Annotated in this window: 20 protein-coding genes, 1 tRNA gene and 1 pseudogene; 14 read left to right on the top strand and 8 right to left on the bottom strand. The window is 60.9% G+C overall.

Annotated elements, in window-relative coordinates; all coding sequences use genetic code 11:
- Positions 1 to 133: 133 nt before the first annotated feature.
- The 8 genes and pseudogenes from H6F58_RS05625 (at position 134) to sufU (ending at position 6523) form a co-directional block, all read left to right on the top strand.
- Positions 134 to 205: transfer RNA gene (locus tag H6F58_RS05625), tRNA-Gln, on the top strand.
- A 134-nt stretch (positions 206 to 339) separates the two neighbouring features.
- Entirely contained in the window at positions 340 to 1791 is a 1452-nt protein-coding gene (glmU, locus tag H6F58_RS05620; RefSeq protein ID WP_146277847.1) for a bifunctional UDP-N-acetylglucosamine diphosphorylase/glucosamine-1-phosphate N-acetyltransferase GlmU, read from the top strand.
- 72 nt (positions 1792 to 1863) lie between these two features.
- A complete protein-coding gene (locus H6F58_RS05615; RefSeq protein WP_146277848.1) occupies positions 1864 to 2844 on the top strand; it encodes a ribose-phosphate diphosphokinase in 981 nt (326 codons plus the stop codon).
- A gap of 100 nt (positions 2845 to 2944) precedes the next feature.
- On the top strand, positions 2945 to 3412 hold the full coding sequence (locus H6F58_RS05610; protein WP_146277849.1) for a hypothetical protein: 468 nt from the start codon (positions 2945 to 2947) through the stop codon (positions 3410 to 3412).
- Positions 3413 to 3626: 214 nt separating this feature from the next.
- Positions 3627 to 3899: pseudogene (locus H6F58_RS05605) on the top strand (50S ribosomal protein L25); the annotation flags it as partial.
- A 42-nt stretch (positions 3900 to 3941) separates the two neighbouring features.
- Positions 3942 to 4523, top strand: a complete 582-nt coding sequence (gene pth, locus H6F58_RS05600) for an aminoacyl-tRNA hydrolase (protein WP_146277850.1) — start codon at positions 3942 to 3944, stop codon at positions 4521 to 4523.
- Positions 4524 to 4777: 254 nt separating this feature from the next.
- Positions 4778 to 6070, top strand: coding sequence for a SufS family cysteine desulfurase (locus H6F58_RS05595; RefSeq protein ID WP_146278272.1), 1293 nt, complete (start codon positions 4778 to 4780; stop codon positions 6068 to 6070).
- Positions 6071 to 6523 (top strand): Fe-S cluster assembly sulfur transfer protein SufU, encoded by a 453-nt coding sequence (gene sufU, locus H6F58_RS05590; protein WP_146277851.1) that lies wholly within the window; start codon positions 6071 to 6073, stop codon positions 6521 to 6523. It begins immediately after the preceding gene.
- Between the two features lie 86 nt (positions 6524 to 6609).
- Here sufU and nhaA read toward each other — a convergent pair whose 3' ends face one another.
- Both nhaA and H6F58_RS05580 read right to left on the bottom strand, forming a co-directional pair.
- Complete coding sequence (gene nhaA, locus H6F58_RS05585) at positions 6610 to 7959, bottom strand: Na+/H+ antiporter NhaA (RefSeq protein ID WP_186468025.1); 1350 nt, start codon at positions 7957 to 7959, stop codon at positions 6610 to 6612.
- A gap of 169 nt (positions 7960 to 8128) precedes the next feature.
- On the bottom strand, positions 8129 to 8623 hold the full coding sequence (locus H6F58_RS05580) for a DUF2505 domain-containing protein (protein WP_060700894.1): 495 nt from the start codon (positions 8621 to 8623) through the stop codon (positions 8129 to 8131).
- 246 nt (positions 8624 to 8869) lie between these two features.
- On the opposite strand from H6F58_RS05580, the gene mfd reads away from it, so the two are divergent.
- Positions 8870 to 12481 (top strand): transcription-repair coupling factor, encoded by a 3612-nt coding sequence (mfd, locus tag H6F58_RS05575; RefSeq protein ID WP_146277852.1) that lies wholly within the window; start codon positions 8870 to 8872, stop codon positions 12479 to 12481.
- Between the two features lie 13 nt (positions 12482 to 12494).
- Here mfd and H6F58_RS05570 read toward each other — a convergent pair whose 3' ends face one another.
- From H6F58_RS05570 to H6F58_RS05550, 5 genes are all read right to left on the bottom strand, one after another.
- Positions 12495 to 12965: a tetratricopeptide repeat protein gene (locus H6F58_RS05570; RefSeq protein ID WP_348536372.1), complete on the bottom strand. Its 471-nt coding sequence runs from the start codon at positions 12963 to 12965 to the stop codon at positions 12495 to 12497.
- Positions 12966 to 13094: 129 nt separating this feature from the next.
- Positions 13095 to 13352, bottom strand: coding sequence for a hypothetical protein (locus tag H6F58_RS05565; protein ID WP_060700896.1), 258 nt, complete (start codon positions 13350 to 13352; stop codon positions 13095 to 13097).
- 34 nt (positions 13353 to 13386) lie between these two features.
- The gene (deoC, locus tag H6F58_RS05560) at positions 13387 to 14073 is read right to left on the bottom strand and encodes a deoxyribose-phosphate aldolase (RefSeq protein ID WP_146277854.1); all 687 of its coding nucleotides are present in this window, start codon (positions 14071 to 14073) and stop codon (positions 13387 to 13389) included.
- A gap of 59 nt (positions 14074 to 14132) precedes the next feature.
- Entirely contained in the window at positions 14133 to 15863 is a 1731-nt protein-coding gene (locus H6F58_RS05555) for a phospho-sugar mutase (RefSeq protein ID WP_261382923.1), read from the bottom strand.
- Between the two features lie 52 nt (positions 15864 to 15915).
- Positions 15916 to 16731 (bottom strand): purine-nucleoside phosphorylase, encoded by an 816-nt coding sequence (locus H6F58_RS05550; RefSeq protein ID WP_098945491.1) that lies wholly within the window; start codon positions 16729 to 16731, stop codon positions 15916 to 15918.
- Positions 16732 to 16848: 117 nt separating this feature from the next.
- Between H6F58_RS05550 and H6F58_RS05545 the strand changes: the two genes are divergently transcribed.
- From H6F58_RS05545 to H6F58_RS05530, 4 genes are all read left to right on the top strand, one after another.
- Positions 16849 to 18252, top strand: coding sequence for an NAD(P)H-quinone dehydrogenase (locus tag H6F58_RS05545; protein WP_348536371.1), 1404 nt, complete (start codon positions 16849 to 16851; stop codon positions 18250 to 18252).
- Between the two features lie 332 nt (positions 18253 to 18584).
- Positions 18585 to 19973 (top strand): MFS transporter, encoded by a 1389-nt coding sequence (locus H6F58_RS05540; RefSeq protein ID WP_195181283.1) that lies wholly within the window; start codon positions 18585 to 18587, stop codon positions 19971 to 19973.
- A gap of 130 nt (positions 19974 to 20103) precedes the next feature.
- Entirely contained in the window at positions 20104 to 20844 is a 741-nt protein-coding gene (locus tag H6F58_RS05535; RefSeq protein WP_195181282.1) for an NAD(P)H-binding protein, read from the top strand.
- Between the two features lie 42 nt (positions 20845 to 20886).
- A complete protein-coding gene (locus tag H6F58_RS05530) occupies positions 20887 to 21342 on the top strand; it encodes a DUF6176 family protein (protein WP_244652326.1) in 456 nt (151 codons plus the stop codon).
- Positions 21343 to 21428: 86 nt separating this feature from the next.
- Here H6F58_RS05530 and H6F58_RS05525 read toward each other — a convergent pair whose 3' ends face one another.
- Positions 21429 to 23210, bottom strand: a complete 1782-nt coding sequence (locus H6F58_RS05525) for a biotin carboxylase N-terminal domain-containing protein (protein WP_195181311.1) — start codon at positions 23208 to 23210, stop codon at positions 21429 to 21431.
- 215 nt (positions 23211 to 23425) lie between these two features.
- On the opposite strand from H6F58_RS05525, the gene H6F58_RS05520 reads away from it, so the two are divergent.
- Positions 23426 to 23851 (top strand): hypothetical protein, encoded by a 426-nt coding sequence (locus H6F58_RS05520; RefSeq protein ID WP_195181281.1) that lies wholly within the window; start codon positions 23426 to 23428, stop codon positions 23849 to 23851.
- Positions 23852 to 23854 lie beyond the last annotated feature (3 nt).

The following is a 23854-nucleotide window of genomic DNA, read 5'->3' as shown; positions in this document are numbered from 1 at the left end:
GGCGTGGACTGGTGGACGGCAACCGCCATGGCGCACCTCTATTTAGCCATGGCGTTTTGCGATTTCGCTCAATGGGGGCGAACATGGCAGAATAATTAGCGTGCTTGTCGGGCATGACCTGCATAAGCCATTTTCCGCCCTGGTGTAATGGCAACACTCCAGCCTTTGGAGCTGTGTATTCTAGGTTCGAATCCTAGGGGCGGAACTACAGATAAAGCGTCGCGCAGGTGGCGCTTTTATTCTTTAACCAGTTCAGCCCCGCTCGCTGCGCACGTTAGACTTGTCTAAGGGTTTTCTTCTCTGCCCAAAACCTTGAATCTAATCTGCAGGAGAGCGCACTTGAGCGATCAGGCCAATGCACCAGTTGCTGTCATCGTCCTAGCCGCCGGGGCCGGTACCCGGATGAAGTCGGCCAAGCCGAAGATCATGCACGAAATCGCAGGTCGCTCCATGATTGCCCATGCGCTTCATGCTGCCTCGGCACTGCAGCCAAAAAACCTTGTGGCCGTCGTCCGCCACCAGCGCGACCTGGTTGCCGAGCACATTCTCAGCCAGTTCCCGTCCATCACCATCGCCGACCAGGATGAGATTCCAGGCACCGGCCGCGCAGTCCAGCAGGGCCTGGACGCCATCGATCCAGCCCTTGAAGGCACCACCGTTGTGACCTATGGCGATGTGCCATTGCTCACCAGCGAAGTGCTGCTGGATCTGGTGGCCACCCACGAGGCCAACCGCAACTCGGTGACCGTGCTGACCACCTCGCTTGAAGACCCCAACGGGTACGGGCGCATCCTGCGCGATGAGAACGGCGACGTCGCCGGCATCCGCGAGCAGAAGGACGCCTCGGCTGACGAGCTGTTGATCAAGGAAATCAACTCCGGCATCTACGCCTTCGACACCAAGATGCTGCGTTCGGCGCTGACCGAGGTCACCACCGAGAACGCGCAGGGCGAAATGTACCTGACCGACGTGCTGGCCATCGCCCGCGCTCGCGGCGGCCGGGTGGCTTCCTCGCAGATCTCGGACCGCTGGCAGATCGAAGGCGCGAACGACCGCGTCCAGATTTCCAACTTGGCCCGCATCTACAACCAGCGCAAAGCTGAATTCTGGATGCGCGAGGGCGTGACCATCGTCGATCCGGCCACCACCTGGATTGATGCCGAGGTGATCATCGGCCGCGACGCCACGCTGAAGCCGGGAACCCAGCTGCACGGCCGGACCATCATTGGCGATAACGCCACCGTGGGCCCGGACACCACCTTGACCAATGTTGTCGTCGGCCAGCGGGCCATCGTCAAGCGCACCGACGCCACCGATTCGCGGATTTCCGAAGGTGCCTCGGTTGGCCCCTTCGCCTACCTGCGCCCGGGCACCGAGCTGGGCACCGATGGCAAGATCGGCGCCTTCTACGAAACCAAGAACGTCACGATTGGCCGTGGCTCCAAGCTCTCGCACCTCGGCTACGCCGGGGACGCTGAAATCGGTGAATTCACCAACATCGGGTGCGGCAATATCACCGCGAACTACGATGGTGAAAAGAAGCACCGGACCAAGATCGGTTCGCATGTGCGCACCAGCTCCAACACGGTATTTGTCGCCCCGGTTGAAATCGGGGATGGCGCGTACACTGGTGCAGGCGCCATCGTCCGCAAGAACGTCCCGGCCGGTGCTTTGGCACTGTCTGTGGCTCCGCAGCGCAATACCGAGGGCTGGACGCTTGAAAAGCGTCCGGGGACCCCTTCGGCTGACGCCGCATTCAAGTCCTCCCTGAATTCCTCGGGCACCGAGTAATCCGGCCACGGACTTAATTTCCTCGACAACAACCTCATACGTGATAGCGAAGCGAGCGAGAAAGCATACCCAATGAGTGAAATCAGCCATAACGTCGACAAAAAGCTGGTGCTGGCCAGCGGTCGCGCACACCCGGAACTAGCCGCCGAGGTCGCCAAGGAACTGGGCACCGAACTGCTGCCGCTGAACGCCTACGACTTCGCCAATGGCGAGATCTACGTTCGCTCGGATGAGTCGGTTCGCGGCAAGGACGTCTTCCTGCTGCAGTCCTACCCGGCACCGCTGAACAACTGGCTGATGGAACAGCTGATCATGATCGACTCGATGAAGCGTGCCTCGGCCCGCCGCATCACCGTGGTGGCACCGTTCTACCCCTACGCACGCCAGGACAAGAAGGGCCGTGGCCGCGAGCCGATCTCGGCCCGCCTGGTTGCCGACCTGTTCAAGACTGCCGGCGCGGATCGCGTGATTTCCTGCGACCTGCACACCGCGCAGATCCAGGGCTTCTTCGACGGCCCGGTCGACCACCTCTTCGGCTTCCCGCTGCTGGCTGACTACATCAAGTCCAAGGTTGACGTCAACGAAGTCACCGTGGTTTCCCCGGATACCGGACGCGTTCGCGTGGCCGAGCAGTGGGCAGATCGCTTGGGCGGCGCACCGCTGGCCTTCGTGCACAAGTCCCGCGACTTGACCGTGCCGAACCAGGCAGAGTCCAAGACCGTGGTTGGCCAGGTCGAGGGCCGCACCGCGATCCTGATTGACGACATGATCGACACCGGCGGAACCATCGCAGGCGCAGTGCGCGTGCTGAAGGAAGCTGGCGCCAAGGATGTCATCATTGCCGCTACCCACGCGGTCTTCTCGGACCCGGCAGCCCAGCGCTTGGCTGAGTGCGGTGCCCGCGAGGTTGTTGTCACCAACACCCTGCCGATCCCTGAAGAGAAGCGTTTTGAGAACCTGACGGTGCTTTCCATTGCACCGACGATCGCTCGCGCTATCTCGGAAGTATTCCACGACGGTTCGGTCACGAACCTGTTTGACGGCCGCGCCTAGCAGCCCTCGTTTCGCAACGCCTCTGGCCGGTACCTTCGGGTGCCGGCCAGAGGCGGTTAAGCCATCACCCGTGGCGGATCAATTTCCCGGAAGGCCAAGCATGGAGTTCGGAACACGGCAGGTCACCCTCGGAGGGCTCGAACGTGCCCACCTGCAGCAGCGAATGGCCGAAGCCGGCGTGCAGCTCAATGACTATGCCAAGGTCCTGCTGGCCCATGAGATCTTCGAGCGCATAGCGCCAGTCCGCATGCTGAACCTGGTTAGCCGCACTGTGCAACAGCTGGGGCTGGACGCCGGAGCAACTTTGCCAGAAATCTTCGACCGCGCGATCAGCAGTGGATTAGGCCTATGCCCTGCCATCACCGGGCCTTATCTGCGACTGGAATTCCTGGACCAAGCGGCGTCAAGGGATTCACTGACCATCTCTTCCGCAGCACTGGGAGACGAGGGCTTTCCGCGAGGATTCTATCTGCGGGTGGTGGAAGGCGCGGTGTGGTTGCGCGGCTATCGCTGCGATGACACCCACGGTTTTGCGCTGGCCGATACTTTTGTTTTCCAAGACCGGTGAGCAAAGGCCGGGTTTAGTGGCGTTCGCTACAGGTTTTCTCGCTGGCGATCACAGCTGGTAGAATTGTTGACTGTGCCCAGGCGAGGGAAACACCAGAGATGGTGGGACCGTTATCGACAAGGCCGGACAAGCTCTTTCATCTCCTAGATGTTGGATGCTTCCCGAGTCCACGCAAGGGCCTTAACGAAGCATTCATTTCCTAAGGAGAATTATCATGGCATCTGTCAACCTTGACGCCGTTGTACGTAGCGATTTCGGCAAGGGCGCTGCCCGCCAGGCTCGCCGCGACGGCCAGATCCCAGCAGTTGTTTACGGTGCAGGCTCCGAGCCACAGCACGTGCTGCTTCCAGCCCGCGAAACTACCCTGGCCGTTCGCGACCGCGGTGTTGAGCTGGTTCTGAACATCGACGGCAAGACCGTCAAGACCGCCATCAAGGACATCCAGATCCACGCGCTGAACCGCACCGTTGATCACCTTGACCTGATCATCGCTGCCTAATTCCAGCGAAATAGGCATTAGCTAAGCATCATGAGTGATGGCACTTGGCTCGTAGCCGGACTCGGGAACCCCGGGTCCGGCTACGCTGGCAATAGACACAATATCGGGCAGATGGTGCTCGATGAGCTGGCCAATCGGATCGGCTCGAAATTCAAGACGCACTCTTCCCGCTCGCAGGTAGTCGAGGGGCGCATGGGTGTTGGCGGTCCGCGGATCGTGCTGGCCAAGCCGATGGTTTTCATGAACCTCTCCGGCGGCCCGGTCGCCAATGCCGCGAAGTTCTTCGGCATCGGCGTTGATCGCCTGATCGTTGTGCACGATGAAATCGATATTCCTTTTGACACCATCAAGCTCAAGCGCGGCGGGGGAGAAGGCGGCCATAACGGCCTGCGCGATATCTCCAAGGCCATGGGCTCCAAGGACTACCTGCGTGTACGCGCGGGTGTTGGACGTCCACCAGGGCGCATGGATACGGCTAAATGGGTCTTGCAGGATTTCTCCAAGACCGAGAAGCAAGATCTCCCGTTCTTGATAGATAACTGTGCTGACGCAGTTGAGCTGCTGATGAGCTCAGGGCTTGAAGCGGCCCAAACCAAATTTCATACCAGCTGATTCGCAGGACGCTGCCGTGCAGCGTGCGGATGAATTATCGAGGATCGCGGAAAGGCCCAACCGGCTCACCGCGGTCCTTGATCTGTTAATGGCACCGTTTGAGGTGTTACTTACTAAGGCCAAACTTAGATGTGCTTCTTGCTCCGGAGTGGAATAATTACCCAATGTACACCTTGCCTAATCCGTCATTGGCGCTTGATCGCCAAGACTGAAAGGCAGCCCATGACAATTATTCGGAGGACCACGTGCAGACGATGACCGGTCAGCCAGAAGCCCAGGTATCGCTCAGTGCCGTCGAGGTTCAGCGCATCAAGGCAGATTTTGAAATTCTGGAGCACCAAGTCAACGGTACCGACGTCGTGTACTTGGACTCAGGAGCCACCAGCCAGAAGCCGCGCTGCGTCTATGAAGCGGAGCAGCACTTCTACGAGAACGCCAATGCCGCAGTGCACCGTGGCGCTCACACCCTGGCCGTTGAAGCCACCGAGATTTATGAAGAGGCACGCGAGACCGTAGCCAAGTTCATCGGAGCACGCACCAACGAGCTGGTGTGGACCTCTAATGCCACAGAGGCGCTGAACCTGATCAGCTACTCGATGTCCAATGCCTCTTTGGGGCGAGGGGGCGAAGAAGCAGCCCGCTTCCGCATCGGACCGGGCGACGAAATCCTCACCACCGAAATCGAGCACCACGCCAACCTGATCCCCTGGCAGGAACTGGCCTTCCGCACCGGTGCTACGTTGCGCTATGTCCCGGTAGCCGAAGATGGCGCACTTCGATATGACCTGCTTGATGAACTGGTCACCGAGAAAACCAAGCTGGTGGCATTCACCCACGTTTCCAACGTGCTGGGAACCATCACCGACACCCGGCGTTTCGTTGATGCGGCCCGCAAGGTCGGCGCTTTGACCGTGCTCGATGGCTGCCAGTCGGTGCCGCACCTGCCGGTAGACGTCAAGGAACTCGACGTGGACTTCATGGCCTTCTCCGGCCACAAGATGCTCGGCCCGACTGGTATCGGCGCCCTGTACGGCCGCGAAGAATTGCTGAACGCCATGCCGCCATTCCTCACCGGCGGTTCAATGATCACCGTTGTAGACATGGAACACGCTCAATTCTTGCCTGCTCCGCAGCGGTTCGAAGCCGGAACCCAGCGCATCGCGCAGACCCACGGACTGGCCACCGCGGTCAGCTACCTGCAGGAGATCGGCATGGACCGCATTGCGCAGTGGGAAGAGCACCTCGGCGCAATGCTCTATGAAGGCCTGTCCAAGATTGACGGCGTCCGGGTGTTCGGCCCGAGCGATGCCCCTCGCATCGGCACCGTGCCATTTGAAGTTCTCGGCGTGCACCCGCACGACGTCGGACAGTACCTGGATTCGCGAGGCATCGCCGTGCGTGTGGGCCACCACTGCGCCCAGCCGCTGCACCGCGCCCTGGGCATCACTGCCACCACCCGGGCAAGCACTTATCTGTACAACACGGAAGAAGACATCAAGGCGCTTATCGATGCCTTGGGCACCGTGCGTGAATACTTTGGAGTCTAAGTGAACGAATTAGATCAGCTGTACCAACAGGTCATCCTGGATCATTCCAAGCGGCGCATCGGCTCGCCGCTGGTGGAGGCCACCGCGGGGCACCTGCACGGTGAATCGCACCAGCACAACCCCATCTGTGGCGACCAGATCCGGGTCCGCGTGGAGTTGAACGATGAAGACCATTTTGAATCCATGAGCTGGGAAGGCGATGGCTGTTCCATCTCCATGGCTTCCGCTTCGGTGCTCAGCGAGATGCTTCCAGAGTTGACCAAGGACGAGTTCTTGGACAAGCTGGAGATCTTCCGCGAGATGATGCGCTCCAAGGGAAACTTCGAGCCGGATGAAGAGGTGCTGGAGGATGCTGCCGCATTCGTGGGCGTCTCCAAGTTCCCTGCACGCGTCAAGTGCGCGATGCTGGCGTGGGTTGCCGCCGAGGCGGCGATGCTCGGTGCCAACAAGTAGCCAGCCTGCATAGAACTGTGGCGCTTGCCCTCCTTCGCGGAGGTCAAGCGCCACAGTCTTTTAATGCATGCCAGATGGGCCGAAACCTAGTTGTTGTCCTCATCCTGGTAGACGTCGGGAACGCCGTCCTTGTTGTCATCGCGCGTCTCGCGCTCGTTGATGACCTTGTAGCGGCGGTTACGAGGCACCAGCCAGAGGGCGCCGAGGATCGCAGCGAGGAACGAACCGCTGAGGATGGCCACCTTGGCATGCTCGTAGTGCGGCGATTCCAAGCCGAAGGACAGTTCGGAAACCAGGAGCGAGACCGTGAAGCCAATGCCCGCCAGCAGCGTCACGCCGAGCAGGTCGCCCCACTGGGCGTCTTTGTCCAAGGAAGCCTTCGTGAACTTGGTCAGCAACCAGGTGAAGCCCATGATGCCAATCGGCTTGCCGATAACCAGGCCCAGGACGATGCCCCAGAAGACCGGGTCGGCCAAGACATTGCCGCTGCCGGGATCAGAGGAAACCACGGTCACCCCCGCGGCAAAGAAGGCGAAGATGGGGATGCAAAAACCGGAAGACAACGGACGGAAACGGTGTTCGAACTGTTCTGCCAGCCCGACGCCTTCGCGTCCATCGGTGCGCTTGACCGGGACGCAGAAGCCCAGGACCACGCCAGCGATCGTGGCGTGAATGCCCGAACCGAAGACGAAGATCCAGGTGATGATGCCCAGCGGCAACAAGATGACCCAGGCGCCCCAAGCATGCTTGGCGAAGAACTTGCCAAGGTAGCGGGCCAGGACGGTAAACAGGATGATCGGGATCAGCGCGAGCCCCAAGTAGGACAGCTTGAGCTCATCGGTGAAGACCACAGCAATGATCACAATGGCGATCAAGTCGTCCACAACCGCCAGCGTCAGCAGGAAGATGCGCAGCGCCGCAGGCAGTGCTGAACCAATTACGGCGAGAACGGCAACCGCAAAGGCAATGTCGGTAGCCGTCGGGATGGCCCAGCCGCGAAGCAGCTCCGCACCGCCTCCGGAACCGGCCGCTACAGCCATGAAAATCAGGGCTGGTACCAGCACGCCGCCAAAGGCAGCGGCCACGGGAACCGCAGCAGTCTTGACATTGCGCAGGTCACCGATGACAAATTCTTTTTTCAGCTCAAGGCCGGTGAGGAAGAAGAACACCGCGAGCAGCGCGTCGGCAGCCCAGTGGCCGATGGACAGGTTAAGGTCGACACCGAAGAGGGTCGGGCCAAAGTGGAAATCGCGAAGCGCAAAATAGGATTCGCGCAGGGGAGTGTTTGCCCAGATCAAGGCCAGCAGGGCGCCGGCGATGAGCACCATGCCACCGACGGTTTCCTTGCGCAGGATATCTCCGATGCGCACTGACTCTTTGTAGCTTGGGCGTGAAAACAGGTTCTTGCCGGAACCCGAAGACGGAGTTTGGCTCATGCGTTTAACTCGCTTAGTTCGTTAAATGAATATTTCTCGCCGACCAGACTTCCCGGCACACCTGTTTCCACCCTATCGCGATCAGTGCGGGGGACCACAAATCCCCGGACGTATTGCGAAAATCGCACATCCGGGGATCTATGGGGGATCAAGCTACAGCTGCTGCGGCTTACTTGGAAAGCCAGGCGTTGACCTGGGCAGCCTGCAGGTTCAAGGCCTTGCCAATGTATGGCTCGGCGGCGGAGGCCAGCTTGCCCCCGATAAAAGGAATCGACGAGGAGACCTTGGCATCCACAGCGAGCTCGGAAACCTCCCCCTGGCCGGTGAGCTGCTCGGTGCCGCTGACCGACACTGGTACACCGCCAACGGTGATCTGCACTGTCGCAGACCGGCTTCCGGCAGCATCTGGTGCGCTCCACTTCTCGACCTGGGTGATCTCGATGGAAGAGCCGACAAACTTTCGCGCAATATCCGGGACTCGGTCGGTAGGCACTGAGCGGACCGTCGTCAAGGTGAAGGCACCAGCGATATCGCCATCTACGGTGAATTCATTCAAAGTGCCGTTGGCAACCTTGGTCAGATGCTCGGCGAAGCCACGATCGCTCAAGGTAGCGATAACCTGCTGTGCAGGGTGGCTGATCTGAGTGCTTGCATTCAATGCCATAAAAGCTAATCCCAATCTGGAAATTTGGCTGGCCGGGCAAGCAAGGATTGCTCGCCCGGGGACGGACACTATTAACCCTATCCGGTGGGATGTATTAGGTAGGCTAGGACTGCACCTAAAACAACATATTGGCGTTGAGCCGGCCGCGGAAAAAATTTGCGGTCGGTGTTCGTGGTGTCGTTTCCGCCCAGATCCACCACTGGGCGCACTGCTCCAAGCGCCTGCACGAGAGGATACGAAATCCCCATGAGCCTGAATGGACTTCATGACTTCCTGCGCGAGGAGCCATCCTTCCGCCGCATCCAGCACAGTGCAGCCAATGGCTTCTCCACTCGAAGCGAAGACCTGGAGATCGCGGCCCCGCAGGGCATGCGCGCTATCCTCTCGGCCCATATCAGCCAGGCACTGCACGAGAGCAATCACTCTGGGCTGACGCTCATTGTCACCGCGACCGGACGCGAAGCAGAAGAAGTGTCCAGTTCGCTCAGCGCCTATGTCCCTGCAGAGCAGATTGCCGAATTCCCCTCGTGGGAAACCCTGCCGCACGAACGCCTCTCGCCGCGCAGCGACACCGTGGGGCGCCGGCTGGAGGTGCTGCGCAGGCTGCATCAGCGGGATGAAAGCCTCAGCGTAGTGATCGCGCCAATCCGCGCCGTGCTCCAGCCGCTGGTTGCCGGCCTGGGAGAACTGCGCCCGGTGACCTTGGAGCTCGACGACGAACCAGGTTTCGACCAGGTCATCAAGGATTTGGCCGCTGCCGCCTACGCCCGTGTCGACATGGTGACCCACCGAGGCGAATTCGCGGTCCGCGGCGGCATCATCGATGTCTTCCCGCCAACCCTTGACCACCCGGTGCGCATCGATTTCTTCGGCGACCAGATCGATTCCATGCGCTACTTCGCCATCGCCGACCAGCGCTCCACCGATGACGCAGGGCCGCAGAAAATCATTGCCACCCCCTGCCGTGAAATGCTGATCACTCCACAGGTGATGAGCCGGGCAGCCAATTTGAAAAACCATTTCCCCGCCGCCGAGGAAATGCTCACCAAAATTGCCGGCGGCATCGCCGTAGAAGGCATGGAATCACTGGCACCGCTGCTGGTGGACAAGATGGTTCCCCTGCTCTCGCTTTTGCCAGAGTCGTCCATCGCCCTGATCATGGAGCCTGAAAGGGTTCGCGCCCGCGCCCAGGACCTCAACGCCACCAACGCGGAATTCCTGGCAGCCGCCTGGGCCTCCGCTTCTGACGGCGCCAGCGCGCCACTGGATCTGAACACCGCCAACTCCGAGCGCAAGCTCGCCACCGGCGACTTTGCGTCACTGGCAGAAACCCTGAACCACGCCAAGGCAGCCAAGGTGTCCTGGTGGGCGCTGACGGCCATGGGCGCGGATGAAGAACTCGATCTTGGCGCTTCGACCATTCGCATCCCGGCCCGCGAACCCCACGGCTACCAGGGGGATATCGAAGCGATGATGGAATTCATCGCAGGACGAGTCAAGGACCAATGGCGCTTCGTGGTGGCTACCGAGGGTCCTGGCCCGGCACAGCGCCTTGCTGAATTGTTCGCAGAGTTCAGCATCCCGGCCCATCGCGTGGAGAATATCGCCCAGGCGCCAACACCGGGCCTGATTGAGATCACCCAGGCAACTGCCGGACGCGGGTTCGTCTTCGAAGAGCTCAAACTCGGATTGCTCACCGAGGCCGACCTGCTGGGGCGTTCCAGCGCCTACCCGAATCGCAAAGGCCGCAAGCTCACCGTCAAGCGAAAGCGCAATGCCGTAGACCCGCTGAGCCTGCAAGCCGGGGACTACATCGTCCATGAGCAGCACGGCATCGGCAAGTTCGTGGAGCTGATGGCGCGCAAGGTCAACGGTTCAGGCAAGGACGCCAAGCGCGAATACCTTGTGGTGGAATACGCGTCTTCCAAGCGCGGGGCGCCGGGGGACCGGCTCTTTGTGCCGATGGACCAGTTGCACATGGTCACCCGCTATGTCGGCGGCGAAGCCCCGACCCTGTCCAAGATGGGCGGCTCGGATTGGGCCAGCACCAAGTCCAAGGCCCGCAAAGCGGTCAAGGAAATCGCTGGCGACCTGATCAAGCTGTACTCGGCGCGCATGGCCAGCCGCGGCCATGCCTTCGGGCAGGACACCCCATGGCAGCATGAGCTGGAAGAGGCCTTCGCCTTCATCGAGACCCCGGATCAGCTCACCGCCATCAACGAGGTGAAGTCCGATATGGAGAAGGAAATCCCGATGGACCGGCTGATTTCCGGCGACGTGGGCTTTGGCAAAACCGAAATTGCGGTGCGTGCCGCCTTCAAGGCGGTGCAGGATTCCCGCCAGGTCGCAGTATTGGTGCCCACCACGTTGCTCGCTTCCCAGCACTACCAGACGTTCACCGAACGCTATTCCGGCTTCCCGGTGCGCGTGAAAACCCTCTCGCGTTTCCAGACCGCCAAGGAATCCAAGGAAATCCTGGCCGGGCTGAAGGATGGCAGCGTGGATATCGTCATCGGCACGCACCGGCTCTTGTCCAAAAATGTCGAGTTCAAGAACTTGGGCCTGGTGATAGTCGACGAGGAACAGCGCTTTGGCGTCGAGCACAAGGAAGAGCTCAAGAAGATGCGCACCAATGTGGATGTGCTGGCCATGAGCGCCACCCCGATCCCGCGTACCTTGGAAATGTCATTGACTGGCATCCGCGAGACTTCCACCTTGGCAACGCCTCCGGAAGAACGCCATCCTGTGCTCACCTATGTGGGTCCACGCAGCGACAAGCAGATCTCCGCTGCCATCAAGCGCGAGCTCATGCGCGATGGACAGGTGTTCTTTGTGCACAACCGCGTGAGCTCCATCGACCGGGTGGCCGCCGAACTTCGCGAGCTTGTCCCTGAAGCACGCGTGGAAGTGGCCCACGGCAAGATGAGCGAATCGCGGCTGGAGCGGATCATCCAGGACTTCTGGGAGAAGAAGTTCGACGTCCTGGTCTCCACCACCATCATCGAAACCGGCCTGGATATTTCCAACGCCAACACGCTGATCGTGGACCGGGCCAACAACTATGGCCTCTCTCAGCTTCACCAGCTGCGTGGCCGCGTGGGCCGAGGCCGCGAACGCGCCTATGCCTACTTCCTCTGGGATGTCGAGAAGCCGCTGGGCGAAGTGGCCCTGGAGCGGCTGAAAGCCGTCGCAGCGCACAACGAGCTCGGCTCCGGCTATCAGCTGGCGATGAAGGACCTGGAACTGCGTGGCGCGGGCAACCTGCTCGGCGGCGAGCAGTCCGGGCACATAGCCGGTGTGGGCTTCGACCTGTACCTGCGGCTTGTGGGCGAAGCCGTGGCCGACTACAAGGGCGAGGGCGAAGAGGAAGCCACCGAGATGAAGATCGACTTGCCGGTCAATGCCCACCTGCCGCACGACTATGTGCCCGGCGAACGGTTGCGCCTGGAGGCCTACCGCAATATCGCCTCGGCGGAAACCACCGAGGCGCTCGCCGAGGTGCGGGAGGAACTTATGGACCGCTATGGCAAGTTGCCGCAGCCGGTGGAGAACCTCATGCGGGTTGCCGCGCTGCGTATTCGCGCACGCGCCGTGGGGCTGCACGATATCCAGCAGATCGGAAACAATATCAAGCTGTCGCCAGCGAAGATCGAGGACCTTCCGGCATCACGCCAGGTCCGCCTGGAACGGCTGTACCCTGGTGCTGCAAACAAGCCGGCGCTGAATTCGATCTTCCTGCCCAAGCCCAAGACCTCGCCGATTGGCGGCCGCGACTTGGCAGATGAAGAGATCCTCGAATGGGCTGAAAAGCTTCTCTACGCGATCTTTGAGCCGACCCCTGCTCCGGCAACTGCCTAGCTGTTTGAGGGCACTAGCGCTGTGCTGCGCCCGGGACGTCAAGGTCCTGGGCGTAGGCAGCCAGTGCCCGGCCATAGAGCCGGGCATGCGGCGCCAGCGCGGTGATGGCGATGCGCAGCGCTTCGGTGCTGCGGCCGGCATCCAGCAGCGCCAAGGCCAAAAACCCCTGGGCGTCTGCATGAAGAAGCGAGGACGGCGGAATCTGTTCCAGCAAGGCCACCGCCTGCCCAGGCTCTCCCAGATTGCGCAGGGTGCTTGCCAGCTGGATGAGCGCTTCTTCCTGCTTTTGACCGCCTAGCCCCGCCTGCAAGGCCTGCTGATAAGGCAGAACCGCCTGTTCCTCTTCGCCCAGGAAGTCATGCAGCGAAGCCATTTCAAAGAGCACCCGCGGATCGGCGGGGTCACGGCCCTGGAGCAGCTCCCCAAGCTCTTCACGAAGCTCTTCCGCGCTTTTGCCCGCACTCGTATCCCAGTAGGCTTCCACCCGTTGTTCCCACGTCTCACTTATGGGCCCAGTTTATGCGGACTATGCCCCGGGGGCAGGGAATGCGGTTAAACAGGAAAGGCTGCCAGGCCCAGCGGGCCTGACAACCTTTCGCAAGAAGCCTAAAAGCTACTTCTGGCTTGCAGTGCTGGCTGCAACCAGGTCCTCGGACTTTTCCGAGCGGCCCATCAGGTGCATCGGAATGGCAAAGGCCAGGAACATCAGCGCGAAGCCCGCCAGGGTTGGCCACCAGGCATTGTCCAGTTCCCAGTAGCCCAGGGTGTAGATGCCGGCTGCGAAGATCACGAAGAAGATCACAAAGTTGATGATGTTGCCGACAAGGCGGCCTTCACCGGAATGGGCAGTGTTCTTGCCGTTCGAGTACACTTTTTCTCCTTGGGAAACAGATAGGGGCGATGTCCTAGTAGCTGGAACCGCTTTGCTCTCCTTCTAGGATAGCAACTCCTGAGCTGGATCCCAGTCGGGTAGCGCCGGCGGCAATCATGGCACGAGCGGTCTCCACGCTGCGCACTCCGCCGGAGGCCTTGACACCCAATTCCGGTCCCACGGTGCGGCGCATCAAGGCCACGTCTTCAACAGTGGCCCCGCCGGTGGAGAATCCGGTGGAGGTCTTCACGAAATCGGCACCCGCGGCCTTGGCAGCCTCGCAGGCCAGCACCTTGGCTTCCTCGGTGAGCAGGCAGGTTTCGATGATGACCTTCAAGATGGCCCCACCCTCGTGGGCGGCTTGGGCAATAGCAAAGATCTCGTTGACCAGGGCATCACGATCTCCGCGCAATGCTGCGGCGATATCGATGACCATATCGATTTCGTTGGCGCCATCGGCCACCGCATGATTGGTTTCAAAGACCTTGGTGTCGGTTGCGGAGGCGCCCAGCGGGAATCCGATCACCGAGCAGGTCAGCACATCTGTGCCTTCCAGCTCGCGAGCCACGGTGGAAACCCACAGCGGGTTCACGCAGACCGACTTGAATTCGTACTTCTTGGCTTCATCGCAGATTTGGACAATCTGTTCCCGCGAGGCATTTGGCGCCAGCAGGGTGTGATCTATGTAGCCGGCGATTTCGCGGGCGGTAAGTTCAGTCATCTTTTCCTCTAACAATTAAGATCTCAAGCAATTCAAATGAAAGTCTCGAAAGGGCAAGCCTAGTTGGCATTCAGGTAGGCTGCCAATTCCTTCTTGATGGCTTGGATCTGTTCGGTGGCTCGTTGGCGGGCCGCCGGTACGCCGTGAATGTCGTCAACCGGTTCAATGGTTTCCAAGTAGCACTTGAGTTTTGGCTCGGTGCCCGATGGGCGAACGATCACGCGTGCACCACTGAAGGTATGCAAAATAATGGCGTTGGTGGCCGGGAGCTTTTCGGTGCCCGCGGACAGGTCGGTGACCTCGGAAACCTCGGAACCGCCCAATGATTCGGGGGCCTGATGGCGGAAGCGATCCATCAATACGGGGATCTGGGCCAGGTCGGTGAAGCGAAGCGATAGCTGATCGGTCACGTGCACTCCGTGCTTTGCCGCCAGCTCGTCAAGGCGGCCGGCCAGCGAAGCGCCTGCTGCCTTGAGCTCGGATGCCAAATCGGCCAAGACGATTCCTGCGGAAATCCCGTCCTTGTCGCGGACCAAGTCGGGGGCGACGCAGTAGCCCAGGGCCTCTTCGTAGCCGAAGCCCAAGTCCTCTACTCGCGAAATCCATTTGAAACCGGTCAGGGTTTCTTCGTGTTCGCGCCCTGCATCTTTGGCGATGGCCGCCAGCATGCGCGAGGAAACGATCGAATTGGCCAGCTTCTTGCCTTCCGGCAGGCCCTTGGCAATTTGGTCGCCAAGCAGCCATCCCACTTCGTCGCCGCGCAGCATCCGCCACGATCCGCCGTCGAGGATCGCGGCGGCGCAGCGGTCGGCATCCGGGTCATTGGCGATGACCAGATCCGCGTCGACCGTGCGCGCCAGCTGGAGCGACAAGTCGATGGCTCCGGGTTCTTCCGGGTTGGGGAAGGCCACGGTGGGGAAGAGCGGATCTGGTTGTTCCTGCTCGGCAACCATGTGGATGTCGCTGAATCCGGCATTGAGCAGTGCCTGCTTCATGGTGTGCCCGCCCACTCCGTGCATGGCCGAGACGACAACGCGCAGGTTCTTGCGGGGGTCCGCTTCGCTCTTTGGCGCGGCGATCACCGGGTTGATGGCTGCAAGGTAGGCAGCTTCGATGTCCCCTGCCGTGCCGGGGGCAGGGAGAACTTCCCAGCCGGAGGCTGCGCGCTCGATCTGGGCTACCGGTTGCCGATGGTCGATGAGGCCGGCGATCTGCGCGTCGATAGGGGAGACGATCTGCGCTCCACGTCCCGAGTCATCGGTGATTCGTCCGCCCACGTAGACCTTGTACCCGTTATCGCGGGGAGGGTTGTGGCTGGCCGTGACCATCACCCCTGCTTCGGCAGAGAATTCGCGCACGGCCCAGGCCAGCACCGGGGTGGGCAATGGCGAAGGCATCAGCAGCACGTCAAATCCCGCGGCGGTGAAAACTCCTGCGGAGTCCTGGGCGAAGATATCCGAGTTGAAGCGCGCGTCAAAGCCGATGACCACCTTGGGGGTGTACTGGCCGGCGGCCTTCTCGCTGAGGAAACGGGCGATGCCCGCTGCGGTGCGCATGACCACAACCCGGTTCATGCGCATCGGGCCAGCTCCGAGTTCGGCACGCAAGCCTGCCGTGCCGAACTCGAGCACACCGCTGAACCGGTCGGCGATGTCGTCAAAGGCCCGGGCGTCGCCCTGGGTGACACGCTCGATGAGCTGTTGCAGCTCGGCCTGGGTTTCCGGATCCGGATCCTGGGCCGCCCATTTGCCAGCTGCATCGAGGAGCTGGATCTTTTGTGTGTGATTCACTGTTTTCCTTTGGAGAAGAACGCCGGCGATTCCCGGTGCTGCGCGGTGCCGCTTAGAGCTTGGCGATGATCTGTGCGAGCAGCTGGGAAATGCGCGGGCCCGCGGCCTGGCCGGCTTCGATGACTTCTTCATGGCTCAGCGGTACCGGGCTGATGCCAGCTGCCAGGTTGGTCACCAAGGACATGCCGAAGATCTCCATGCCTGCGTGGCGTGCGGCGATGGCCTCCAACGCGGTGGACATGCCAACCAGGTCGGCGCCGATGGTCTTGGCGTACTGGACTTCGGCAGGGGTTTCGTAATGCGGTCCGGTGAACTGGGCGTAGACGCCTTCATCAAGGCTCGAGTCCACCTCCCGGGCGATCTCGCGAATGCGCGAGGAGTAGAGGTCGGTCAGGTCGACGAAGGTGGCGCCTTCCAATGGGGAAGTGGCCGTGAGGTTGATGTGATCCGAGATCATGACCGGGGTACCCGGAGCCCAGTTCTCGTTCAAGCCGCCGCAACCGTTGGTCAGCACCAGCTGCTGGCAGCCGGTAGCCGCCGCGGTGCGGATCGGGTGGACCACAGCGCGCACGCCGCGGCCTTCGTAGTAGTGGGTCCGCGCGCCGAGGACCAGCACGCGCTTGCCGGTGGCGGTCAGGATCGAGGAAATGCTGCCTTTGTGGCCAGGTACGGCCGGGGCGTGGAAGCCGGGGATGGTGGCGGCATCCAGGGTGTGGGTGGTCTCGCCGATCAGTTCGGCGGCCTGGCCCCATCCGGAGCCCAGCACGAGCGCAATATCGTGTTTTTCAACGTTGGTCTGCTCGGCGATTGCCTGTGCAGCCTGTGCGGCTAGGGCCTGTGGGTCATTTTGCATATCAGTCACGGGCAATACGCTACCGGTAGCGGGGCTCTTTGTCAGGTGAAGCTAGTGCTTCAGAACCAATATCACGTCCAAATAAGGGCTTTCGATGTGCGCATTGAACCGACATGGTGAACAATGGAATTTGTGAGCGCAGATCGTACGAATGAAGCAACCCGTTTAGTTATTCTCGGTGGCGGACCAGGCGGCTATGAAGCTGCCATGGGCGCAGCCCAATTGGGCGCAAATGTCACCGTGGTAGAGCGTGCCGGCATGGGCGGTTCAGCTGTGCTGACCGATGTCGTACCGTCCAAGACCCTGATTGCCACCGCCGACGCTGTGCGCCGCGTGAAGCAGGCCGAGGCCTTTGGCGTCCATGTTGATGGGCTGGACTCGGCAGTGACCGACTTCTCGGTCGTCAACCACCGCCTGCTGGACCTTGCCAAGGAGCAGTCCTCGGATATCCGCACCGGCCTGGAGCGCAATGGCGTTCGCATCGTCATCGGCGAAGGCCGCCTGCTCGACCGGAACACCGTGGCTGTTTCCCACCCGGACGGCTCGGAGCAGACCATTGACGCTGATGCCATCCTGGTTGCGGTTGGCGCCCACCCGCGCGAGCTGTCCACTGCCAAGCCTGACGGCGAACGCATTTTCAACTGGACCCAGATCTACAACATGAACGAGGTGCCAGAGCACCTGATCGTTGTCGGCTCCGGTGTTACCGGTGCCGAGTTCGCCTCGGCCTACAACCTGCTCGGCGCCAAGGTCACCCTGGTCTCCTCGCGCGACCGCGTGCTGCCTGGCGAGGATGCCGACGCGGCTGGCGTGCTGGAAGACGCATTCAAGGAAAACGGGGTCAACGTTGTATCCCAGGCGCGCGCAGATGGCGTGGAGCGCAAGGGCGACAAGGTTTTCGTGACCCTGGCTGACGGGCGCGTGCTGGAAGGAAGCCACTGCCTGGTAGCGGTCGGCGGCATCCCGAACACCGCAAATCTCGGCTTGGAAGAAGCTGGCGTGCAGCTCACCGAGTCCGGGCATATCATGGTTGATGGCGTTTCGCGCACTACCGCCACCAACATCTACGCCACCGGTGACTGCACCGGCGTCTTTGCACTGGCCTCCGTGGCCGCGATGCAGGGCCGCATTGCCGTAGCCCACCTGCTCGGTGACTCGGTCAAGCCCTTGAACCTCGACCTGGTGGCGTCCAACGTTTTCACGTCTCCTGAAATCGCAACCGTTGGCGTGACCCAGCGTGCGGTAGCGGAAGGCAAGTACCAGGCGAATATCATCAAGGTTGATTTGAACGCCAACGCCCGCGCAAAGATGATGAACGTGGAGCACGGCTTCGTGAAGATCGTTTCGCGCAAGGGCTCGGGCACCGTTATTGGCGGCGTGGTAGTCGCTCCACGAGCCAGTGAGCTGATCTACTCCCTGGCCCTCGCGGTCCAGAACGGCCTGCACGTGGACGATGTGGCTGAGACGTTCACCGTGTATCCATCGCTGTCTGGCTCATTGGCAGAGGCGGCGCGCCGCCTGCACCGTCACAGCTAATCACCGCTTTCAGCAACGGCGGCATCGGCGTTTTCACGCCAGATGCCGCCGTTGCTGTGTTAACTGCGCATTGCTAGGATATTGTGACGGTATTCACATTTGGCCCGCTATTTGGTATAAGTTGAGTTCCCGTTCAAGCTTGCCACGTCTCATTATGTGAACGCCTAAATACCCGCTAGTTAGATGGGGAATGGCGTGCTGGCGATCGCTAACGGAGCCTTTGGTGTCCAAATAGCGGACATGAATATCCGAATACTGGTCATTGAGGTTTAAGATTGTGACATTCGTAAATGAACGACTCACTCGTACTTCCACTCTAAGGAGCAGCCTCAATGTCGCAGGCTAACCAGACGGTGGTGCCAAAGGAGAACTCACGCGGACGCGTGCTGTTTGCCAGCATGATCGGCACTACGGTCGAATTCTTCGATTTCTACGCCTACGCCACTGCGTCGGTGCTCGTGTTCCCGGCGCTGTTCTTCCCGAACGCCACCGCCATCAACGCGATCCTCTCCTCGTTTGCGATCTTCGGTGTCGCTTTCGTCGCCCGCCCGCTTGGGTCGATTATCTTCGGCCACTACGGCGACAAGCTGGGTCGCAAGGGAACCCTGGTTGCATCGCTGCTGCTGATGGGTATTGCCACCTTCCTCATTGGCTTCCTGCCGCCTGCGGCCGGGAGCTGGACGGTGCTGGCTCCGACGGCTCTGGTGCTCCTGCGCTTCGCCCAGGGCCTGGCGCTGGGCGGCGAATGGTCCGGAGCCGCGCTGCTGGCTACCGAGAACGCCCCGAAGAACAAGCGGGCCATCTACGGCACCTTCCCGCAGCTGGGAGCTCCGATTGGCTTCATCATTGCCAACTTGATGTTCGTAGCGCTGCAAACCTGGAGCACCCCGGAACAGTTCCAGGCATGGGGCTGGCGCATTCCATTCTTCTTCTCCGCGGTGATGGTGATCATCGGCCTGTGGGTCCGCCTGAAGCTGGTTGAATCCGCGTCCTTCCAGAAGGTCCTGGATCAGAAGAAGGTCGTCAAGTCGCCATTCGCGGTCACCATGAAGAAGCACTGGCGCCCAACCTTGGCCGGCACCTTCATCATGCTCGCAACCTACGTGCTGTTCTACCTGATGACCTCCTTCACCCTGACCTACGGCACCCAGCCTGCCAGCATCGAGCAGGCCACCGCCGCCGCGGAAGCCAAGGGCAAGGCCTTCGACGCCGCCGGATTCGTTCCAGGCCTGGGAATTGAACGCCCGACCTTCTTGACCATGCTGATCATCGGCGTAGTCTTCTTCGGCATCTTCACCGTGGTTTCCGGGCCCTTGGCCGAGAAATTCGGACGCCGCAAGTTCCTGATCTGGGTTTCGGCCGGCATCTTGGTCTTCGGCCTGGCCTGGACCCTGTTCTTCGGACCAGGACAGGCTGCCGCCATGGCAGGTCTGATCATCGGCTTCACCCTGATGGGACTGACCTTCGGCCCGATGGCTGCCTACCTTCCAGAGCTGTTCCCATCGAACGTGCGCTACACGGGGTCGGCTGTGGCCTACAACCTGTCCTCGGTGATCGGTGCGGCTCCTGCCTCCTTCGTCGCAGTGGCCCTTTGGAAGGCCGGAGGCGGCAACACCATGGGCGTGGGACTCTACCTGGCCCTGGGCGCCGCGCTGACTTTGGTCGCACTGTTCCTGACTCGCGACACCTCGGATGTCGACTTGGAAGAGTACATCGAGTAAATAGATTGCGCATTGACTAGGGCAAGGCCTGGCAGATCATCAGATGATCTGCCAGGCCTTGCCCTATTGCATCTAAAAATTAGTGTGCAAGTATGGGCGGGTAAGCCAATTCTTTCGAAAGGGAGCAGCCATGCGCATTGCAGTTGCAGGAGGAACCGGAGTTCTCGGCCGGCAAGTCGTGGAGAAGCTCGCCGCCCTGGGCCACGAGCCGGTGGTGCTCGCACGGTCAGCAGGCTGCGATTTGACCAACTACCACTCGGTGAAGCAGTGGCTGGTCGACTGCGAGGCGGTCATTGACGTCTCTGGCTCTTCAACCACGAGCGCTTCTGCATCAATGCGCTATTTCACGCAGTCCACCGCGAACCTCATCCGGGTCGGGCGCGAGGCCGGCGTGCAAAACCACGTGGCGCTCTCAATCGTGGGCGCTGCCAAGATCGACTCTGGATACTATGCCGGCAAGGCGGCGCAGGAGCGCATGCTGCAGATCCTCGAAGGAGGCTACACGATCTTGCGCGCCACCCAATTCCACGAATTCGTGGGACAGAATATCGACCGGCTAGGCGCAGGGCCGGTGCAGATGGCCCCGAAAATGAGCCTGCAGCCGATCGCAGGTGCCGAAGTTGCGGCCGCCCTGATTGAACTGGCCCTCGCGCCGGCCCAGGGAGTGGTGCAGGACCTTGCCGGTCCGAAGAAAGAAGAAATGCCAGAGCTTTTTGCCCAGTATCTGAAGCACCAGGGGAAAAACTCGAAGATCATTGAAGTTCCGATTCCCGGAGCCATGGGCAAGGCGATGCGCAATGGCGGAATCCTTCCAGATAGCTCCGCTCGTCTCGGGCAAGAAACTTTCACTGATTGGCTTGCTCGCCAGTAGCCTTCACCGGCGGAAAATCCCAGAAGCAGAAAGGTCCAGGCCATGGAAGAGGACCAGCCCGGCATCGAGTTTGCCCCGACGCCGCGAGACTTCCCGGGATTTTCCATGCCTTCCTCGGTGCCGCCGGGAATGCGCTTGGAATTGAGCCGCTCGCGGATTCTCGACGGACAGGACCAGATGTTCCAAGCATGGATGAATACCCTGAATGAGCGCTATGAGGAGTGCGAGGCCACCTTGTCCGAGCAGCGTTCAGCGTTCGAGGCCTCGTTCCGCCATGTTGAGGCTGATGGCTCCGTGTGGATCTATCATTTGAGCCTGGTGGGGGAGGACGGCGGCGGACTGAATGAACAACAGGAAATTGATGCCGTCCACCAGGGCTGTGCGAGGCAAGCAAAGATGGCTGGGTGGGAAGAACTCGAGCCGAAATTCTTGCTCATGCCAGACCATCTTAGAACGTCCATGGAGCATTGGGCCCGGCACGGAACAACCGCCGAATAAGCGGCGCGCCGTAGTGCACAAAAAAGCTGCGGGTTGCTCCCCGTGCAAATGCACTGGGAGCAACCCGCAGCTTGTGGCGAAGGCCTCTAGCTGGCGTCGTCGATCGTGGCGATCACAGCGCCCGAGGACAGGGTCTCGCCAGCAGCTACTGCCAATCCGTTGACCACGCCATCGCGGTGGGCAGTGATTGGCTGTTCCATCTTCATGGCCTCCAGCACGACAATCAGGTCGCCCTGGGCAACTTCGGTGCCGTTTTCCACGGCTACCTTGACGATGGTGCCCTGCATTGGCGAGCGCAGCTCGGCGCTGTTGGCGCTGGAGCCTGCAGCAGCCTTGCGGCCGGACTTGCGCTTCTTCTTGCCCGCAGCGCGTTCCGCGCCATTGGAGGACATCGAGCCCAGGGACGAGGGCAAGGTCACTTCCAAGCGCTTGCCATCCACCTCAACGGTGACGCTGGTGCGCTCGTTGTCCTCGGCCTCAGTCTCTGCCCCTGGCATGGGGTGAGGTTCAATGGCGGTGTTGAATTCTGTTTCGATCCAGCGAGTGTGGACCTTGAAGGGGCCCTTTGCAGGAACAAAAGCCGGGTCGCTCATCACGGCCCGGTGGAATGGCAGAACGGTGGCCATGCCTTCGATCTGGAATTCTTCCAGCGCGCGGCGCGCACGCGCGGCAGCGACCTCGCGGGTGCCGCCGGTAACGATCAGCTTGGAGATCATCGAGTCGAAGTTCCCCGAGACGCTCTCGCCCTGCTCGATCCCGGAGTCAACTCGAACGCCTGGACCGGAAGGCAGATTCATCTTGGTGATGGTGCCCGGGGTTGGCATGAAGTTGCGACCGGCATCCTCGCCGTTGATGCGGAATTCGAAGGAGTGGCCACTAACTTCTGGATCGGTGTAGCCGAGTTCTTCGCCACGGGCGATGCGGAACTGCTCGCGGACCAGATCCAGCCCGGTGACTTCCTCGGACACCGGGTGCTCCACCTGCAGGCGGGTGTTGACCTCAAGGAAGGAAATCACGCCGTCCTGGCCCACCAGGAACTCGCAGGTGCCGGCGCCGGTGTACTTGGCTTCGCGCAGGATCGCCTTGGAGGCCTCGTAGAGGCGGGTGGTCTGCTCTTCGCTCAAGAATGGCGCTGGTGCTTCTTCAACCAGCTTCTGGTTGCGGCGCTGCAGCGAGCAGTCGCGCGTGGAGACGACCACGACATTGCCGTGTGCGTCCGCCAGGCACTGGGTTTCCACGTGGCGTGGTGCATCCAGGAAGCGTTCGATGAAGCATTCGCCGCGGCCAAAGGCGGCCACTGCTTCGCGAACTGCCGAGTCATAGAGCTCGCCGATTTCTTCGCGGTTGCGAACGACCTTGATGCCGCGCCCGCCGCCACCGTAGGCGGCCTTGATGGCCAGTGGCAGGCCATGCTCGTCGGCGAAGGTGTAGACCTCTTCCGCCGAGGCCACCGGATCCTTGGTTCCAGGGACCAGGGGAGCACCAACCTTTTCGGCAATATGGCGGGCCTTGACCTTGTCGCCCAGCTGGTCGATGGACTGCGGCGATGGGCCGATCCAGGTCAGGCCAGCGTCGATCACGGCCTGGGCGAATTCGGCGTTTTCCGAGAGGAAGCCGTAGCCCGGGTGGATGGCGTCTGCGCCGGAGCGTTCTGCGGCATCCAGGATTTTCTCAATGCGAAGGTACGACTCGGCGGCGGTGGTGCCTCCCAGTGCGTAGGCTTCGTCAGCCAAACGCACATGCAGTGCATCGCGGTCGGAGTCAGCGTAGACCGCTACGGACTCGATTCCTTCATCGCGTGCGGCACGGATAATGCGCACTGCAATCTCGCCGCGGTTGGCGATTAGCACCTTCGTCAATGGATTCATCATGAACCTTGTCTTCAAAAATAGGGTTTCTCACCTAGGAGCCTATCGTTTTTGTGGGAACTATATGTAGTTAAGCGGTCAAACCCGGGTGTTTGCTCGAAAAGTTTGGAGGAATCCTACAAAATATCTACGTCGATCTTCCATGGCTGCCGGCTCTCGCGCGAAAGCATCCCCTGGATTAGGGTGGGAGCAAGCCTCCAGTAAAGGACTTGCACGTGAAACGTCGAATGCTCATGGCCGTACCGCTGATCTTCGTCGGTCTGCTGCCGATCGCCGCTTGTTCCCAGACCTTGGGCATTCCTGCCGTGGATAGGCCGGCCGGCGAAGCCGATCACTGGCCTGGTGCTGTTGAGCAGCTGGAAGGCCTGGATGCCGGGTCGGTGAGGCTGCTTTTCTCCCAAGGCAGTGCCGATTACTTTGCCGTGACTTCGGCCGATCAGTTGACCGCTTGCCTGTATAAGTTCGAGGAGGATTCCAGCCAGGGAAGCGTTGGCGGTTGCGGTGCAACCGGTGGCTCCGATGTCATCGTTGAGGTGAGCACGCCGAAGACCAAAATGATGCTGGTGCACTCGGGCGCGGATACCGCAGAACTGGAACAGGCAGGCTGGATGCGCATCCATGAAAACATCGTGGTTTTCTAGAAG

Origin of the sequence: Glutamicibacter sp. FBE19 (genome assembly GCF_015524875.1) — a bacterium.
Lineage (GTDB): Bacteria > Actinomycetota > Actinomycetes > Actinomycetales > Micrococcaceae > Glutamicibacter > Glutamicibacter halophytocola.
This window is presented reverse-complemented; position numbering and strand designations above follow the sequence as displayed.